Source organism: Chitinophaga sp. Hz27 (genome assembly GCF_042263525.1).
Lineage (GTDB): Bacteria > Bacteroidota > Bacteroidia > Chitinophagales > Chitinophagaceae > Chitinophaga.
In genome coordinates this window covers 540,411-560,270 of the sequence record NZ_JBHKFJ010000001.1, presented here as the reverse complement: position 1 = coordinate 560,270, position 19,860 = coordinate 540,411, and the positions used below count along the sequence as shown (strand labels likewise).

The window sequence follows — 19,860 nt, the reverse complement described above, 5'->3', positions numbered from 1 at the left end:
CCTTCAAATCCCCACTCCGATTGGAAATAACCAATCCTGCGGTATAGCGCTGTCAACAAGACATTCGTCTGTATAGGCATGCCGATAATATCTTATAAAACTTTCAACATAATATTAATCCTTTCTTTACATGGAATATAACTGCTACTTAAAATATCGTTTGGGCATTAGTACACTCGTTGCTTTGTTCACGCTGATAATTCCTATAGTGGCGATTGCGCAAACCGATCCGGTATTTAAACCTATATCAGCGGATATCATTAAAATTCCATCCAAGGTATTAGGTGAAGAGCGAAAAATATATATTTATGTACCCACTGCAGATTCTTTGCAGCCAGATAAACACTATCCTGTATTATATGTGCTTGACGGAGATAATCATTTCAGTCTGGTTGCAGAATATTGCCGGTATCTGAGTCGCAAGGATGTGAATGTAGTCCCAGAAATGATTATAGTAGGCATACCTAATACAAATCGTACCAGGGATCTCACTCCTACCAACAGTATTACGGATTATGAAGGAAAGCCAGACACTAGTTCAAATCCACGGTATAAGTTGAGTGGAGGAGGCAATAATTTTTTGCAGTTCATCGGTACAGAATTAATCCCTTATATTGACGCAAATTACAAAACACAATCCTTCAAAATCTTTGCTGGGCATTCATTCGGTGGTATCACCACCATCAATTGCTTATTAACGAGGCCGGATATGTTTGACGCATATGTTGCGATAAGTCCGTCTTTCTGGTGGGATAAGAGATACTTACTTAAGCTCGCTGATGAAAAACTAAAAAATCTCCAGGCATTACACAAAATGGTCTTTTATAGTGACGCAAACGAAGGAATGTCAGGCGGCAAATCCTTTTTTCATGACGATGTTGTAAAATTTGACGCTATCCTAAACCACAGTAAGATAATAGGTCTAGACAATAAATATGTTTGCTATCCTGAAGATACGCATATGACGGAGCCCATAAAGGCTTACTATGATGCCTTGCGGTTTATTTTCATACACACTGGAGTAGACCACTGACGAATCTGCAATCATTGCATGCCGATGCCCTAAAGCTTCCTTACACAGAAATTTGTCAACACGGAGGAGCTATTTGGTTTACTGCGGTAGAAACTGCAGTATCCAAACAACAATACTATTAGTTAATAACGCTGTGGGAGTAAAAAGAATATTGCTATGACAAACAAAAAATTCCGGATACTTACCTTTATGGAAACTATCCTGTTATGGCTGTAACCAGTTCCCAAACGTTCAAAGGAGTTTTAAAATCCATCATCATATTGGGCCTGATGATTTTCATTCCTGCCGGCACGCTCTATTATTGGCCGGGGTGGATATTCTTCGCTGTCAATGCCATCAACATCTGGTTTATCACATTTTACTTTCTGAAACATGACCCTGCCTTGCTGCAAAGGCGTATGAGTACGGGCCCCACGCATGAAAAAGAAAGGAGCCAGCGCAACATTCAGTGGGTGAATGGGGTGTTAATAGTATCGTTATACGTTGGGGCTGCATTGGAATATCGATTGTTGCCACATGTGATTCCGTTTTATATAGTCATTGGCTGTAACGCACTCATAGCAGTCAGTTTTTACATGATATTCCAGGTATTTAAGACTAATAGTTTTGCTTCTGCCACCGTAGAGGTTGCGGAGGATCAGCGTGTAATCAATACTGGCATGTACCATTATGTGCGTCATCCTATGTACTCCGCTGCATTACTGATGTTTTTTGCAATCCCGCTGTCATTGGGTGTATGGCACATGTTGGCCGTAAGCATATTACTGATTGGGGGCCTGGTATGGAGATTACTGGATGAGGAAAAATTTTTGCGTGCTCACCTCAATGGGTATACGGAATATTGTAGACAAACACCTTACAGGTTGATACCAGGACTGTGGTAAGTTCCTGACAGCAAGCCACTGACTAATCACATCACTGCAGGTACATCGCAGACACATCACATTTTTATTACGCAGACACAAGCTGGACTTACCTTTTGATGGTATTTTTTCCAGGCTATTGATTTTTTCCTTGGAAAGACTTAAATTGGATATTGTATAAGTTTAGATGTTCGGCCTCAATGTATAACAGCCCCAAATTATAGTAGCCCCAAAGTATTGTAGTATTTATTTCGATTAAGATTTCTTGTATGGAAAATACCCCACCCCTACAACCTGGGGGCAATAAGAACAATTATGGAAATACGTCTGCACAACAGGCAAATAGTAAATCTGCCGCAAGCGTTCAGGCCCCTACATTGGAGCTACCTAAAGGTGGTGGTGCGATTAAAGGTATTGGCAGTAAGTTCCAGGTAAATGCCATAACCGGAACTTTGTCTTATAGTATTCCACTTCCTTTAAGTCCGTCGAGAAGCGGCTTCAATCCTATTATCGGACTAAACTACAATTCAGGTAGTGGCAACAGCCCATTTGGATTAGGCTGGAATATTGGGCTGCCAGCCATTTCACGAAAAACAGAAAAACAACTGCCACGCTATAAAGATGAAGAAGCATCAGATACTTTTTTGCTATCCGGTGCCGAAGATCTTGTACCACTGCTGGAAAGAAATGGTGACAGTTGGCAAAATGTTGTAGCCTATAGAACAGAGGACAATATAAATTATACCATATATCTGTATCGCCCTAGGATTGAAAGCGCTTTCACCAGAATAGAACAATGGAAGAATAATGAAACCGGCGAAACACACTGGCGTACGATTTCCAAAGATAACGTACATGCATACTTCGGATTAACCGCCGAAAGCAGGATATATGATCCGGCAAACATTTCAAGGATATTTGAATGGCGTTTATGCAGAAGCCATGATGATAAAGGAAATGTGATCATCTATCGTTTTAAGCAGGAAGATTTCACTGGTATTACTGATAAACTGAATGAAAAGCAACGCCTTCATCGTAGTACACAAATATATTTGAAGCAGGTATGGTATGGTAACAAAACGCCCTGGTATCAAGGCGCTGATCTTCCCGGCGAAAATGACTTCCTGTTCAAAGTGTTACTGGATTATGGTGAGCATGATACAAATGAAGAGATCGCAAAAGATATTTACGTGGAAAAACAAGGTTGGTTATGCCGTCAGGATCCTTTCTCCGATTATCGTGCGGGCTTTGAAATACGGACCTGGCGCCGTTGTTCCCGCATTATGATGTTGCATTGTTTTGATGCACCGGATATGCCACACAGCCCCTATCTTGTATGCTCCCTCCAACTGTCGTATGCTGACAACCTCCTACTGCAATCTACCAACGAACAAGTTGGTGGCTTCTCCCTGCTGGTAAGAGCGCGGCAAAACGGACACCTATGGCAGGAAGAGCAGCAGCAATATAGTACCAGGCATTTGCCTGACACTGAACTACAGTATCAGCAACACGCATGGAACACCGACATTATCAGCATTACTTCAGATAACAGCCGCCACGCTCCTATTGGCATCGATGACAAAAGATATATCTGGACGGATCTTTTCAGCGAAGGCATTGCCGGCATTCTCACAGAACAGGCAGGTGGATGGTTTTATAAAGCTAACCTCGGCAATGGGAACTTTACGCATGCCAAAATCGTAGCCCCCAGGCCAAGCATCTCCGGCCTCGCTGCAGGCGCCATTTCATTAATGGACCTACAGGGTGACGGTGTAAAATACCTTGTCCAGACCGAAAAAGAACCGCGGGGATTTTTCAAATTAACAGCCGATCAAGGATGGGAGCCATTCCAACACTTCAATAACTTTCCCAACATTTCTACCATCAATCCGGATATACGTGCTATCGATCTCAATGGCGACGGACGAGCAGAGCTACTCTATACAGCTGATAATTACTTCCACTGGTATCCAGGTGCAGGCACTGCCGGGTTTGAACTACCTGAATATGTTACCAACGCTATCGACGAAGAAAACGGCCCCGCCATTGTTTTTTCTGATATCTCCCAAAGCATTTTTCTGGCTGATATGAGTGGCGATGGACTCACCGATATCGTACGCATACGAAATGGTGAAATCTGCTACTGGCCCAATCTTGGCTTCGGCCACTTCGGCGCCAAAGTAAACATGGATCATGCCCCCCTGTTTGATACTCCAGACCTGTTCAATCCTGCCAACCTTCGCCTTGCAGACATTGACGGCTCAGGCACTACCGATATTATTTATCTCGGAAAAAATAATTTCACCGCCTGGATGAACCTCAACGGCAATGAATGGACAATAACGCCACAGGTTATCACCGCATTCCCCAGTATCAACAACCTCGCTGATGTGTCAGTACTTGATTTTCTCGGAACTGGTACCGCCTGCATCGTATATTCAACATCGTTGCCCGGTCAGTCGCAGGAACCCCTGCGCTACATAGACTTAATGGCAGGAAAAAAACCATTGCTACTTAATAGCTTCCTCAATAACTGCGGCAAAGAAGTAACCATTGAATACAAAGCATCCACACAATTCTTCCTTCAGGATAAACTTGAAGGCAAAGAATGGATCACCAGGTTACCCTTCCCTGTTCATTGTATTTCAGCCATACAAACAGCAGACAAAATCAAGGAAACTATTTTTATTAGCACCTATCGTTATAGCCATGGTTATTATGATCAGGTAGAAAAAGAATTCCGGGGATTTGCAAGAGTAGAACAACTAGACACAGAATCTTTTGCCAGCTTTTCACTCAATGCAGCTAAAAATGTAGTAGAAGCAGCACTACATCAGGCTCCGATAAAAACCATTTCCTGGTTTCATACCGGCGCTTATCTCTTTAACAACAAAATACTCCACCAATGCAGCAATGAATATTTTCAGAATCCCCAATTTGCAGAATATGTTCTTCCTGAAGTGATACTTCCTGCGGGACTCTCCACTATAGAAGTAAGGGAAGCATTCCGCTCCTGTAAAAGTTTACTGCTGCGCAGAGAAGTATATGCAAATGACCAGCAGCCCATAAGTGGATATCCATACTCAGCATCACAGTCTACCTACGAAATTCAGCTGCAACAACCACACCAGCACAACAAGCCGGCTGTTTTTTTGGTAGTACCTGCAGAATCCATTTCATATGGCTATGAAAGGAACCCTGGAGATCCACGGCTGTCTCGCACATTCACACTGGAAACAGATGAAATCGGCAACGTACTGAAAACAGCATCCGTTGTTTATCCAAGAATCAGCAGGCCGCTGCCACCCGACAATATCCCAGACAAAGTATGGGAACAACAAAACAAAGGACATATTCTCTATGGAGAATCTTTATATACCAATGATATAATAACAGACAATATCTACCGACTCAGGGTAGTATATGAAACTACGTCTTATGAAATCGGAGGTATTACGCTTACATCCACACCATTTATCACAAAAGAAGAATTAAAAATACTGATCAACTCCGCTGCCACTAAAAACTTTGAAGAAGATTTTACCGGCGCAGTGGAAAAACGACGCGCTGCACATAACAGAACCTATTTTCTGAATGATGCACTAAACGGTAGCCTGCCACTGAGCATACTACCCGCACATGGTATCCACAGTCATGGCTGCAAGCTGACTTTCACCCAAGGATTGGTAACAAAATATTATGGCGCCAAGGTGAGCGATCAAATGATGCTAGACGCAAAATATATCCATTCTGAAGGAGATGAACACTGGTGGACATCATCCGGAAAATCAATCTATCCACCAAATCCTGCCAGCAACTTTTATATTCCAATAGGAGGACGAGATGTTTTTGGTAATGAAAATTACGTCGGCTATGACAAATATATTTTACTGGTAAATACAGTAACAAACGCTATCAACAATAAAGTATCGGCAGTAAATGACTATCGGCTGCTGAAACCAGCTGTCATCACAGATGCGAATCTTAACCGCACGGCAGTGACAACAGATGAACTGGGACTAGTAGTACAATCAGCTGTCATGGGAAAGGAAGGTACTGACGTAGGAGATACCCTCGCCGACCCCACCTCAAAAATGGAATACAATATCCTCAACTGGCAACTGAATAAACAACCTAATTACGCACGTATACTCTTGCGCGAACAACATGGCCCCGCCAATACCCGGTGGCAGGAAAGCATTGCCTATTCCGCCGGCGACGACCATGTAGTAATGACAAAAGTGCGCGTAAAACCAGGTAAGGCAAAAAAGTGGAACCCGGTGACAAAACAAATAGAAGAAATGTCAGCAAACCCGCGTTGGATCGGTAATGGCAGAACTATCTATAATAATAAAGGAAAGGTGGTGAAACAGTACCAACCGTTTTTCTCTACCACTTCAGACTATGAAAACGAAGCGGCGTTGGTAGAAACAGGTGCTACTGCCATACTGTTTTATGATGCACCCGGTAGAAACATAAAAACACTTAACCCAAATGGCACCTATAGTAAAGTAACATTTGACGCCTGGCATTTTAAAAGTTACGATGTCAATGATACCGTGAGGGACAGCCAATGGTATATAGACCGGGGTAGCCCGAACCCTGCCCTACCGGAACCAACAGACCCCGAAACCAGAGCTGCCTGGCTGGCCGCCAGACATGACAACACTCCCGGCACTACCTATGTAGACGCAATTGGCAGAAACTTTTACACCACTGCCAACTATGGCAATGGAAAAGAAACCGCCGTATATACCGAAACAGATACCTTATCCCGCTATTCAAAAAGATATGATCAGCTGAATCGCCTCGTTTCCGAAAACTACGCCAACCTGGTAGGACAAACCATGTATGGCAGCACCGCCGAAAAAGGAGAAAAATGGCTATTAAAAGATGCCATCGGAAGACTTGTAAAAATGTGGGATAACAGCGCACTGGAAATACGAAATCAGTATGACGCGTTGCATCGTCCGGTGAGCAGTTTCATAAAAGAAAATGGAACAGAAACCCTGTTTACATACATCTTCTATGGAGATAACCTGCCGGATGCCGCGCAAAAAAACCTCAAAGGAAAAATACACAAAGTATTTGACCAGAGCGGCGCCATTACTTTTTCGGAAATTGATTTTAAAGGAAATGTGCTGACCTCCTACAGACAATTAAATAAAGATTACCAACATATTGTTGACTGGCAGGCACTAAACGGCCTTACCATGTTAGAGGAGATAAACACTGCCGCAGCACCGCTCCTCGAAGAGGAACAGTTTACCACCTCTTCACAACTAGATGCATTAAACCGTACTATCCAGGTAGTATTACCAGATCAAACTATTTTTCATCCGGTGTATAACGAAAGCGATATACTGGATACATTACAGGTACAGATAGGCGGACAGCCAAACGTTACCACCTTTCTGGAAAGCCAGGATTATAACGCTTGCGGGCAACGCCAATACGTAAAACTCGGCAACGGCTTAACTACTAATTATGACTATGATCCGCTCACATTTCGTCTGATAAATATTATCACGAAAAAAGATGGTGTAAATGATAACCAGGCACACCAAAACCTCTCCTATACTTTTGACGCCGTAGGTAATATTGTATATGCTAAAGATGACGCCCTGCAAACCTATTATTTTCAGAACGCGGTCGTCAAACCCGAAAGCAAATTTGAATATGATGCCACCTATCAGCTGGTAAAGGCCAGCGGGAGAGAACTGGCAGGATTGAACGGTAATGTACAACGAAGCAATAATGACCTGCTTTATTTTAATCAACTACCACATGTTAATGATATTAATGCGGTAAGAAATTATACAGAACTATACGAATATGATGACGTAGGTAATATCCTTACACTTCGCCATATGGCCACCAATGCCACATGGAATCAATATTATCACTACGAATACCAGGATGATGCTAACAATCGGACTAACCGGTTAAAAAACACCAGTCTGCCAGGAGACCCGCCCACCGGGCCTTACAGCGGCATGTATACTTACGACATCCATGGCAATATGACTGCCATGCCACACCTCTACGCCGCCAACAGCTTGTCGTGGGATTTCCTCGATCAGCTCCGGCATGTGGACTTAGGAGGTAATAATCATGCCTATTACACCTATAGCTCAGGCAATACCCGACTAAGAAAAGTCATAGAAAAACCTGGTGGCAAAAGAACAGAACGTATATACCTCGGTGCATTGGAGATTTACCGGGAATATGATAATGGAGATAAACGTTTTCAAAGAAACACACTACATATCACGGATAATACCGGCAATATTGCACAAGTAGATACGAAAGTATTTGATACAGATAACATCGATCCTGCCAATGCGCTCAATTCAAATTTAATCCGTTATCAATTCAGCAATCACCTCGGATCTGCGATGATGGAAACTGATGGCGATGGGACCGTGATATCTTATGAAGAATATCATCCCTACGGCACCAGCGCCTACCGAAGCTGTAAAGATGGGGCTGACTTAAGTCTGAAGAGGTACCGCTTCTGCGGAAAAGAGAAAGATGATGAAACCGGGTTCTATTATTTTGGCGCCCGTTATTATGCCCCATGGCTTGGGCGATGGACCAGCACCGACCCCGCTGATTTTGTCAGGGGAAACAACCTTTACAGGTATTGCTGCAATAATCCAATCATGTTCTTTGATCCTAATGGCATGGAGGAATATTCCCCCATCTGGAGCTATAACCCTCAATCCTATACGCCGGCAGAAAGAAAAATCATTAACAATAGCGCCTCGGACCCTGCAAGGGTGCTGGAAATATTCACTGCGCATGGCTACAGAGGTGGCGGCCCCCTTGAATGGAGAGCCGACTTTGGGTCTTCGGGTGGTTGGGTGCGCACAGCACCTTCTACTCCGCTTACAGGTGATGGTAACGGACAGGGAGCAACTCCCAATGCACCACCCAGCGCAGCAGCTCCACAGGCCGCTCCTTCCGACAGTTCCACACCTGCTCCAACTGGTGGCGGTACTCCCAGTCCCACTCCTGGCGTCACTACAGGGGCTACCACAGGAACTCCTGGAGGAGCTTCCACAGGTAGTTCTACAGGAGATGTAAACGGAAGCCCCAATGGCGGTACTACAGGATCTCCTAACGGTTCTCCTAACGGTAGTCCCAACGGCACCTCTGCCAATGGATCCGCCAATGGATCTCCCAGCGGCACCCCAGACGGAACAGGTGGTGGTGGTACCAGAGAACGAAGATATATTACACGAAGTTTCTGGGCAGGACTCCTCACCGGAATAGTAGCCGCTGTAGCCATCGTTGCTTTTGTGGCCCTGCTACCCATTACGCTGCCCGCAAGCGTAGCGATAGGTGCAGCTGTGGTAGGCGTTGGACTAACTGCATACACTGTTACCCAATCAATACGGCAAAGAGATTTTCTTAACCGTCCTATTTCTGAAGATCAGGCCAATTTCAATCTGGGCTTTGGTATCGGAGGACTGATTGGCGGCGCAGGCGCAGGAGCTATTGCCGGGCCTACCGCCGGCGGCGGCAGCCAGGGAGTTAGACTATTGATACCTTCATTAGCAGGTGGCCCCGGAGGAGGTGGTGGTGGTGCAATAGTAATAGGCACCATGGGTGCTACCAATGCCGTTACCGCAGGAGGTGTGGCCGCAAGTGCATCAGGAGTTTATATGGTGGCAACTGGATCCGGTGGTGGTGGTGGCGGCAACAACCCTTCCAGCAGAGAATTTTTTGACCCCGATGAAGCAGCAGAAGCAGTACTGGGAAAAGGATCTGAGATAGGTGAAAGAATCAAAGACATAGGCCCAATAAAAGATCAGGGCGTAATGGATAGCCTGCGATCACTTGGATATGATCCCGCTGAATTCAGAGCCATACAGTACCTCGCCAGAGGACCTAATGGCGGAAGATCCATCATTACTGTTTTTGAATCTGAAGGTGGTGTCTATTTCGGACCACACCTCTCATCAGCTAATTACTAGAAGATTAATATCTGAATAAGCACCCCAATTCACTTTGTTAAAAATACGGTCATGAATATACGTCCTTTTCTTAACGCCAGCGGGTCACAGATCAAAGCGGCAGATTTACATTTGGCCCTGAAGAAACTGCAATTGAATATAGCAGATAAAGAAATATCCGACAAAAATATAGGCGCCACCACTCTCGCCGCCATCAAAGCATTCCAGGAAAAACATGAGCTGCCTACGGATGGGCAGCTCAATGAGAAAACCATTGTCAAAATGAATTCGGAACTGCTGGATGTATTCTTTACTTTAAATAAAACAAGAACTGAAAAGCTCCAGGCTATGCTAGCCAAAACTGGCATAACCGTTAGTCCAGAAGAAATAAAAACGAGACATACCGGCGACAGCACCCGCAAGGCCATTGAAGCCTTCCAGCGTAAGAATGGCCTTCCCCCAGATGGTAAAATATCTGAAACCTTGCTGGATAAACTGGATCAGGAAGTAATAAAACAGACTCTTTCTGCTAAAACCCAGGTAGCCATCCTCCAACGATCACTGTTACGCGCCAGGAAAATAGCAAAAATCACAACTGAAATTGCCCCGCAAGAGATCAAGAACAAAGTAATAGGACCCAGCACTACAGCATTTATTAAAGCATTCCAGGAAAAATATAAATTACCTCAAACAGGAATACTCGACCGTACTACACTCAATCAGATCAACTCAGTAGCAGCAAGTCGCCCTATACCCGTTAAAACCCTAAAGAAAACAATCGCCGCCACGCTCACACCTATCGGTGTTCCCATGCGGCTTAACATGGTAACTCCCAAAGTAAATGCACTTCAGAAAAGCCTCGTGCATCTTGGATTTAAAATAGCCGATACTGAATTTAGTACCCATACGTTCGGCAAAACCACCCGCGAAGCTGTACTCTCCTTCCAAAAACAGAAAGGTCTTCCCGAAAGTGGACATGTAGAAGGTAAAACACTCAAAACACTCAATGAGGCTATCCTTACGGCAAACCCAGCTGCTGAATCCCTCTTCAAATACAGGGTACGAGGATCCGTAAGGGACGAACTATGGAACAGGAAAAATAATATGGTTATAAAAGTATACGAAAAACTGATAGCCGGAGAAGCTGCTGTACCACTGATCACCAAAAAAAATATGCTCAATGGATTCTTTGACATTACCTATACTCCACCTGTCAACAAACAAACAGGACAAATAAAAACCAACATTGATCTTGTCATTAAATTATATCAACCGCAAGATAATAATCCTGCTAATGATAAATTGCTGGATACACAAATCTGTTATAACGTATCCAGGATACATTGGGTGAACTTTACGCTGGGTAACGATAAATACAAAGGCGAATCCATGTATCCCGTAATGATGAATATCTTATTAAAATCATTAAATGGCCAAAACATCCTTAGCATACAGGAAACAGATAAAATTAAACAGGTTACGCAACTAAGCACCCAAACCGGATTAACCGTAGACGATATCATGCGGCTACTACTATCCAGCAGGGTAGCTGCCAATATCAACAATCCAGTTTTAAACCCTGAAGTCTTTTTTGCCTTTATCAGACAAAGCCTTCCCGCAGAATTGCCAGGAGACTTACTCAGGGCCACTTCTAACTGGGAAACCATCGACGCACTCACCGAAAAAACCGCGTCTGGTATCGTATTCCTGACCGATGACCTGCAAAAGATAGCCATTGAAAATGCATTATCACAAAATCTCGTATCAAGAAATATTTTAAAAAATACAGACAATATCATTTCTGCACTGAAAAGTACCCGTACAACCTTTACCCTGCAAAAACCTATCCTGATCGGTAATGGTAGCCTACAGTCCTTACTCGCTGCCTCTCCGGTAAATAATCAGCACTACAATTTCATCGCAGATACTTTCATTAGCAATAATGGTATCAATAACGATTTCTGGACTTCATTAAACGCCAAAGCAGGCACCATTGGTGCAGATAATATCAACAGTTTAAGAACTGTTGTACAACTCGGAGATATCTCTAAAAATCATATTCCCTCTGTACAATTTCTAAAAAATAATATCGGCATAGGGAGAATGTTTAGAAATACTTCAGACATTGCCAAGCTGGATCAACCTGCACTGGCAGCCCTTATCACACAAAACGGGAACCAGGTACCCGATGGTATTCCAGGAAATACTGTCGCAGAAAAAGTGAACACCTATGCAGATGTACTGAAAGTCCGCGCTGAGTCTCTCTTCCCGGCGGTTTCTTTTGTAGCAGCCGTAAAGAAAAGCAATGTCAATCCTTTAAAGAATACAGTAGGTGTAGAACAATTCATCGACCAGCAACCAGATTTTGACCTGAAAAAAGAAACCCTCGACAAATACCTGGTGCAAAATAATATTGGGCTCGATACCGATACAAAAAATGATATAAAGCTTTTGCTCCGGGTATATAAAATGGTACCTGATTCCAAAACAGGCGCCGCATTGCTGGATGCCGGCCTGCATACCTCTCAGCAAATATATTTCGCAGGGAAAGAGAAGATAAGCAAGGCACTCGCCCTTAAAGGTATAGATGAAAAGGTGGCCGGGAAAGTATACGATACTTCCAAAATGCAATATACGCAGGTACTTTCCAAAATGCTGCAATTCAGGCCAGAAGTAAATCTTGGCACGCCTGCAGTCATTATTCCGCAAAATTATACCATGGCGGAAGTAAAAGAAGTAGTGGGAGATATTCCTGACCTGGAAGCCTTGTTCGGCTCACTGGATTTCTGCGATTGCGAATACTGCAAATCATTATATGGACCCGCTGCATACCTCACCGACATACTGCGTTTCCTGAAAGAACACAATTCACAGATCGCTGGAAAAACAGTACTGGACATTCTTTTCAACAGACGACCTGATATCGGCAACATCTTGCTGAACTGTGCCAACACCAATACCGCCCTGCCATATATTGACCTCGTATGTGAAATTCTGGAGAATAATATTTCTCCCCAGCAAATTAATTTCAGCTATCAAACAACACTCACACAGAGTGAGCTGCGTGCATTACCACAATATATACGCCCGCAAGCCTATAACCTGCTGGCAACAGCTAACTATCCAATGGATAGCAACTTCAATCTCTGGCAGGAGGAAGCAAGCACCTACCTAAAATTCCTACGTGTACCAAGATATACACTGATGGAAAATTTCAGGGACATCTCCAATCCTGCCAATTTAATTCCATCGGATTTGGGAATAGCAGCTGCATATTTTGAAATATCTTCTTTTGAAGCCAATCTTATCATTACATCAAAACCCAGTGCAGCAGAACAACTCGTGTACTGGAACTTTAATGGCGCTATCTCCTCTGTGGCCGTAACTACATTTATGCAACGCAGTAAATTAAGTTACACTGAAGTGTTGGAATTACTGATGGTAAAATATGTAAACCCAACAGCCAACAAAAGTGAAATTGTCCGTCCAGCAGGGACCTGCAATACAGATGTTCAGGAAATAAATAATCTCAGCGCCGCCAAACTGGACAGGATACACCGGTTCATTCGCCTATGGCGAAAAACAGGCTACAAAATGTGGGAACTGGATCTCCTGATACGCAATCCTAAAATAGGCAACAATTTGATTGATGCCAATACCCTCTCTAACCTCAAACGCTTCAAACAGCTGCAGGAAAAATCAGCATTGCCACTGGAAAATCTATTGATGTTTTATGGAGATATTAATACCGAAGACAGAATACAGCCTGATAAGCCAAGCGTACAACTGCCATCATTGTATAACAGGCTTTTCCAAAATCCAACGATTACCAATCCTATAGACAGTAGGTTCACATTGCCGCTCAATGGCACGCTGGCATTGGGAACGAATGTAATTTCACCAGGTGTTAATTATACGCCCATACCTACCATACTATCGGCATTGGCTATACGACAAGTGGACATTGATAAAATAATCGGGCAAACAGACAATCATCTCAGCTTACCTACTTTATCGATTCTTACCAGATATACTTACCTGGCAAGAGCGCTGAGGCTTACCATCAGCGATCTGCTGTTACTGATGCAGATCACCAACGTACAAAATCCTTTCAGTTCAGTCCAAACAACACTCGACTTCCTTGACAACCTAACCGATATCAAGGGAGCAGGCATTACCCTAAATGAATTGGATTATGTATTGAATTACAATCCTGATTCACCAGTAGGTTTGCGCGATGAAATATATCTCCAGCTGCTCGGAGCTTTGCGAAAAGGGCTGGCAGACAGTGTAGAAAACATTAATAAGCTGCAACTTACACCTGCCCAACAAAACCAGCTTACCTCTTTTGATGCAACCTCACTTGTGCCGTTGACTGATCCGCAGATAGGACCAGCCATCACGCCACTACTGGCCGTACTGACAACCGTTAGCGATAATTTCAAAAATGCCAACTTCTCTGTTAATGAAACCGCATTCTTGCTTACATTTAATGTCGCAGATATTACGCCTGCCAGCAAAGCAGGACTAATTAGTAACATTCAGCAATTACAGCAAAACCTGCAAAACGTAATCAACCAAGGCGCCAACCAGGTAAAGACACTCACAGGTACTTCCTTCTCATTAACAGATCAGCAGGCAACCTTACTGCTCCTTGGGCTGAAAATAAACGGGCAGCCAGGCAATTTGCTGAGCATTTTGTCAGACGAAACACTCCTGGCAAAAAATGGTGACACTTATGTAGAAATAAACACCGCCAATTTCCCGAACCATTTCAGTGCCTTACAGCTATTGCACAAAGCCGCCCTCCTTACGCTGAAAATGAAAATTACTACCACAGACCTACAGTGGTTTATTGATAACAGCGCAGCAGTAAATACTATTAATTTTTCCGCACTGCCTGTGGCACCTTCGGCAGCTCCTAATCAGTATAGTGCATGGTCGAATATCTGTCAGCTCCTATTGTTCAAGGCAAACTACCCAGAACCGGAAGACGTGTCACTTTGCAGTATCCTGGACAAAGCTAAAGTAGCCGCCACTCCTAAAGCAGATATTCTTGCGGAAATAGTAAAACTGACCCAATGGAGTGCCGATGATCTGAACACTATCGACAGCAAGCTTCAGTTAAAACATACCGCACTGCAATTAGATTATACCAACGCCGAGATATACTTGCGATTACAGAAATGCTTCGACCAAATCAAACTAACCGGTGTAAGCGCTGCCATGATGTTCAGCTGGAACGACCGGGATAATACCACCATCCAAACAGATATTGCATTACAGACAAGACTGGCCGTAAAAGCCAAATTTGCTGATGACGACTGGCTCGAAAAAATAACGCCTCTCCAGGATGAGCTGCGCGAAAAGAAACGGAAAGCACTGGTAGCTTACCTGCTGGAAAATTCTCAGCGTAATGAGCCAACCACTGTTCTGTTCAATGGCAGCACTATTCCTAACCCACTATACTGGAAAGACGCCAACGCACTGTTTAAATATTTTCTGATAGATGTTGAAATGAGTGCCTGCCAGCTTACCTCTCGTATTAAGCAGGCCATCAGTTCTGTACAATTCTTTGTACAACGTTGCTTCCTCAATCTGGAGAATCGTTATGTAATAGTAACCCAGGATGAAAAAGAAGACACGTCCTCTCCTAATGCGTGGTCGCAGTGGAAATCGTGGATGAAAAATTATCGCATATGGGAAGCGAACAGAAAAGTTTTCTTCTACCCGGAAAACTGGCTGGAACCAGAGCTGCGTGATGACAAGTCTTCCTTCTTTGAAGAACTGGAGAATGAAATCATGCAGAAAGATGTGACCAACGACAATGTGGAAGTGGCGTTCATAAACTATCTGCAAAAAGTAAATGAAGTTTCTCACCTGGAGATATCCGGCCTGTATCATGAAATGGAAGATCTGGACCCAGCCGAAGCCGGATACGAGAAAAATATAGTGCATGTAGTAGGCAGAACCAAAGCCATTCCTCATGTATATTATTACCGGCAGTATGATATGAATTATTCTTCCTGGACAGCCTGGGAGAAAATTGAAGTAGACATCAGCGGCGACCATATAGTGCCTGTAGTGTACAACAGGAAACTGCACCTGTTTTGGTTAGTTACACAACAAAAACCTGTTAAAGTAAAGAAAAATCCACCAGCACAGCCTACTACCGGACCTTCTGATAACCAGGAACCCCCACAGGCATGGGAAATACAACTCGGATGGACCATCCTTAAAAACAACGGATGGACACCAAAAAAAATATCTAAACAAAAAATCATTCACCCATGGGAAAGACCATTGTATTCCTATAACCTGAAACCTTACTATCTGGCCAAGGATAATGAACTTTATCTGGACATTTACCTGTCTACTTCCATTGAATTTAATAAAGGATTATTCTATGATCAGTTCCAGGACAAAAAAGTAAGAGTAACCGGCAACGACTTCAATGAAACCTACCTGCCATGGCATTCTTCTTCATTTATTTTTAATGGAGAAGTAAAAGATGTGCAACTGAAAGCACTTACCGGTTATTACCATTTTGAGTTTAGCCTGGATGGAAAAAACTATAAGCTGGATGACCCCAACAGTTCTGATTCTTTTGAATATGTACGCAGTAACTTCGGTGAAGATGGCCGTAATATTTCAAAGATGGCGCCAATCGACTTTGGCCCGCGGCTACGGCTGCCCAATGGCATGCATTACAGCAATACACACCTGACCAATAATAAATTTCATGCGGCCAATGCAAACTCACTACGGTTATTGCAAAATAATACCTCCGTTACGCTGCTGAACAACACCCTAAATCCTTTTGAACTGGTAATATCTCAACAGGATATCCAATTCAATGCAGCTGTACATCCTGTATTTTACCAGGATCCTCAACGTGCCTTTTTTGTAAAACCAGAATGGGTATCACGTTTTGATGCATATAATCACTATATCGGCGGAAACTACAAGTATCGCTTCCTCCCCTTCTATCATCCGTATAGTACTTTGTTTCTAAGGGAATTGAACCGAGGAGGTATACCAGGCTTACTTAACCGTAAGGTGCAAACGCAACCTGCTGCATTTCCACCAGGCAATACTTTTAACTTCAACGCCTATACGCCGGTGAGTACTTCCACTATCGTGGATGCCACTGCGCAATCTGATATCGTCGATTTCTCCTTTGGTGGCGCCTATTCTATTTACAACTGGGAGCTCTTCTTTCATGGACCGTTATTGATCGCCAGCAGGTTAATGCAGAACCAACGTTTTGAAGAGGCCATGCAATGGTTTCATTATATATTTGATCCATCTAACATAGAAGCATTACCAACACCCAAACGTTATTGGATCACAAAACCATTCTTTGAGTTTAATGACGACGATTATCGTAAACAACGTATCGAAAACCTGATCTCCAATATCGACCTGCCGGAAAACCAAGGCCAGCTGAAAGCGTGGAAGAACAATCCTTTTAAGCCCCATTTGATAGCCAGGTACCGTCCAGTGGCCTATCAGAAAAATGTGGTGATGAAATATATCGATAACCTGGTCGCCTGGGGCGATATGTTATTCCGTAGAGATACCATAGAGTCTATCAACGAAGCCTCATTGCTATATATGCTTGCCTATGAAATATTAGGAGAAAGGCCGGTGAAGGTGCCGAATGTGGTAAGTCAGGATATGACCTTTAATCAACTGGAAAGTAAACTGGATGACCTGGGAAATGCCGCAGTCGATGTAGCTATTGAAAATACACTTTTACCAATTCAAGTGGTACCTTCAGGCGGTGGTGGCGATCCAATGCCCAAAATAGATACTTTATATTTCGCAATCCCGAACAATGATCAGTTATTGAAATATTGGGACACAGTAGAAGACCGCCTTTTTAAAATAAGGCATTGTATGAATATTGAAGGGGTGGTCAGACAACTTCCTCTTTTTGAGCCGCCTATTGATCCTGCACTCCTGGTAAAAGCAGCAGCAGCTGGAATTGACCTTGGCAGCGTGCTGAATGACATTGCCACAGGTACGCCTTATTATCGGTTTAGGATAGTTGTACAAAAAGCCATTGAATTCACCAATGAAGTAAAACAACTGGGCGACAAACTGCTGGGAATTCTTGAAAAAAGAGATGCGGAAGAACTGGCCTTACTTCGCTCCAGTCAGGAAATACAGTTACTGGAAGCAGTGAAAGACATTCGTAAAAAAGAAATCGATAACGCGGTGCAAGTAGTGGGTAGCTTGCAAAAAGTAATGGAGCTGGCAGAAGAAAAGCAACAATACTATGAAAGCAGGGAATTTATTTCTATCCTGGAAGCAGTATCAGTAGGCCTTTCCGGAGAAGCTGCGGTATTAAGTGCCCAATCTTCTATGGGAGAAGCCCTTGCCAGTTCATTACATCTCATCCCATCTTTTAGTGTAGGTATATCCGGATTTGGTGGTTCTCCACAGGTAACCATGTCGTTGGGAGGGTCGATGTTTGCCAGTTCCATTCAGGCCGCTGATAGCGCGCTCACTCACTTGGGCAGCGTACTTACACAACTAGGTTCCATTATCAATACCATGGCATCGTACGGTCGCAGAAAAGATGAATGGGACTTCCAGGGCCGACTTGCAGGTATAGAAAAAGACCAGGCACAATTTGAGATCAATTCAGCGATGATAAAGCAGGAAATTGCAGAGAAAGAACTCGAAAATCAGGAACTGCAGATAGAAAATGCCAAAGCCATAGATGACTACATGCATAGCAAATACACCAACAGCCAATTGTACAACTGGATGATCACGCAAATATCTACCATTTATTTCCAGGCTTACCGGCTGGCATTTGACATGGCAAAGAAAGCTGAAAAATGTTACCAGTATGAGTTAGGATTTACCAATACTTCGTTTATACAATTTGGTTATTGGGATAGTCTGAAGAAAGGTTTACTATCCGGCGACATCCTCATGAATGACCTGAGAAGAATGGAAGCAGCTTATATCGACAATAATAAGCGAGAATTGGAAATTACCAAACACTTGTCTTTGATGCAGCTATCGCCATTAAGCCTGATGACACTGAAAGAAACCGGCAAGTGTACTTTGATATTGCCTGAGTTGCTGTTCGACATGGATTATCCCGGCCATTATATGCGGAGGATTAAAAGTCTTTCTGTTTCTATTCCTTGCGTTGCCGGGCCTTACACCAGTATCAACTGCACATTGTCCTTAATTAAAAGTGAGATCAGGAGAGATGCTACATTAACTGGTAACGTCTATGCAAAAATTGATGAAAACGATACACGCTTTAGCACACAGCTGGGGGCTATCACTTCTATTGCTACCAGCCATGCACAAAACGACAGCGGGCTGTTTGAACTGAATTTCAATGATGATAGATATCTTCCTTTTGAAGGGTTGGGAGTAATCAGTGAGTGGCAGATAGAATTACCGAGGGAGAATAATTATTTTGACTTCGCTTCTCTTGCTGATGTAATTCTGCACATGAATTATACTGCCCGTAGCGGAGGTGGACAGCTGGCAATAAAAGCCAGAGAATATCTCCAGGCAAGTTTACCGAATATGGCAGTACGTCTGTTCAGCTTAAAACGTGACTTTGGTACAGAATGGTATCGCTTCTTGCATCCGGAGGGCACTGCCGACCAGGAATTGGTAATAACTTTAAAACCAGATCATTTCCCATTCTTTATCCGCAACAAACTCAATACGCTGAAATTAACACACCTGGATATTTTTATAGAGAGTAAGGAAACTGCCGACTTCTCATTTAATCTTAAAATTACCAGCGCAGATTTATTAACAGCGCAACCGATAGCAATAGATCCGACATTTAACAATGTCTATCACTGTACTATGGACCTCAGTATTATTGCTGGTGGAGCTCCCAACTGTTTAGGTGAACTGCGTCTCAAACTAAAGTTATCTGCTGCAACAGATTTCAAAGCGTTATTAGATAGTCAGGTAGATGATATTTTCTTTTTATTTCAATTAGGTAGTTAGC

Annotated in this window: 4 protein-coding genes; all 4 read left to right on the top strand. The window is 43.3% G+C overall.

Going from position 1 to position 19,860, the window contains the following annotated elements; all coding sequences use genetic code 11:
- The first annotated feature begins 130 nt into the window (after positions 1 to 130).
- The gene (locus ACE38W_RS02385) at positions 131 to 1,033 is read left to right on the top strand and encodes an alpha/beta hydrolase (protein WP_375828627.1); all 903 of its coding nucleotides are present in this window, start codon (positions 131 to 133) and stop codon (positions 1,031 to 1,033) included.
- A gap of 206 nt (positions 1,034 to 1,239) precedes the next feature.
- Entirely contained in the window at positions 1,240 to 1,917 is a 678-nt protein-coding gene (locus tag ACE38W_RS02380; RefSeq protein WP_375828626.1) for a methyltransferase family protein, read from the top strand.
- 248 nt (positions 1,918 to 2,165) lie between these two features.
- A complete protein-coding gene (locus ACE38W_RS02375; protein WP_375828625.1) occupies positions 2,166 to 9,878 on the top strand; it encodes a SpvB/TcaC N-terminal domain-containing protein in 7,713 nt (2,570 codons plus the stop codon).
- Between the two features lie 51 nt (positions 9,879 to 9,929).
- Complete coding sequence (locus ACE38W_RS02370) at positions 9,930 to 19,859, top strand: neuraminidase-like domain-containing protein (RefSeq protein WP_375828624.1); 9,930 nt, start codon at positions 9,930 to 9,932, stop codon at positions 19,857 to 19,859.
- The last annotated feature ends 1 nt before the right edge of the window (position 19,860 follow it).

Excerpts from the sequence above, each read along its gene's own strand:
- ACE38W_RS02370 (WP_375828624.1), top strand. The coding sequence starts at position 9,930 with ATGAATATACGTCCTTTTCTTAACGCCAGCGGGTCACAGATCAAAGCG.
- ACE38W_RS02375 (WP_375828625.1), top strand. The coding sequence starts at position 2,166 with ATGGAAAATACCCCACCCCTACAACCTGGGGGCAATAAGAACAATTAT.
- ACE38W_RS02385 (WP_375828627.1), top strand. The coding sequence starts at position 131 with ATGGAATATAACTGCTACTTAAAATATCGTTTGGGCATTAGTACACTC.
- ACE38W_RS02380 (WP_375828626.1), top strand. The coding sequence starts at position 1,240 with ATGGCTGTAACCAGTTCCCAAACGTTCAAAGGAGTTTTAAAATCCATC.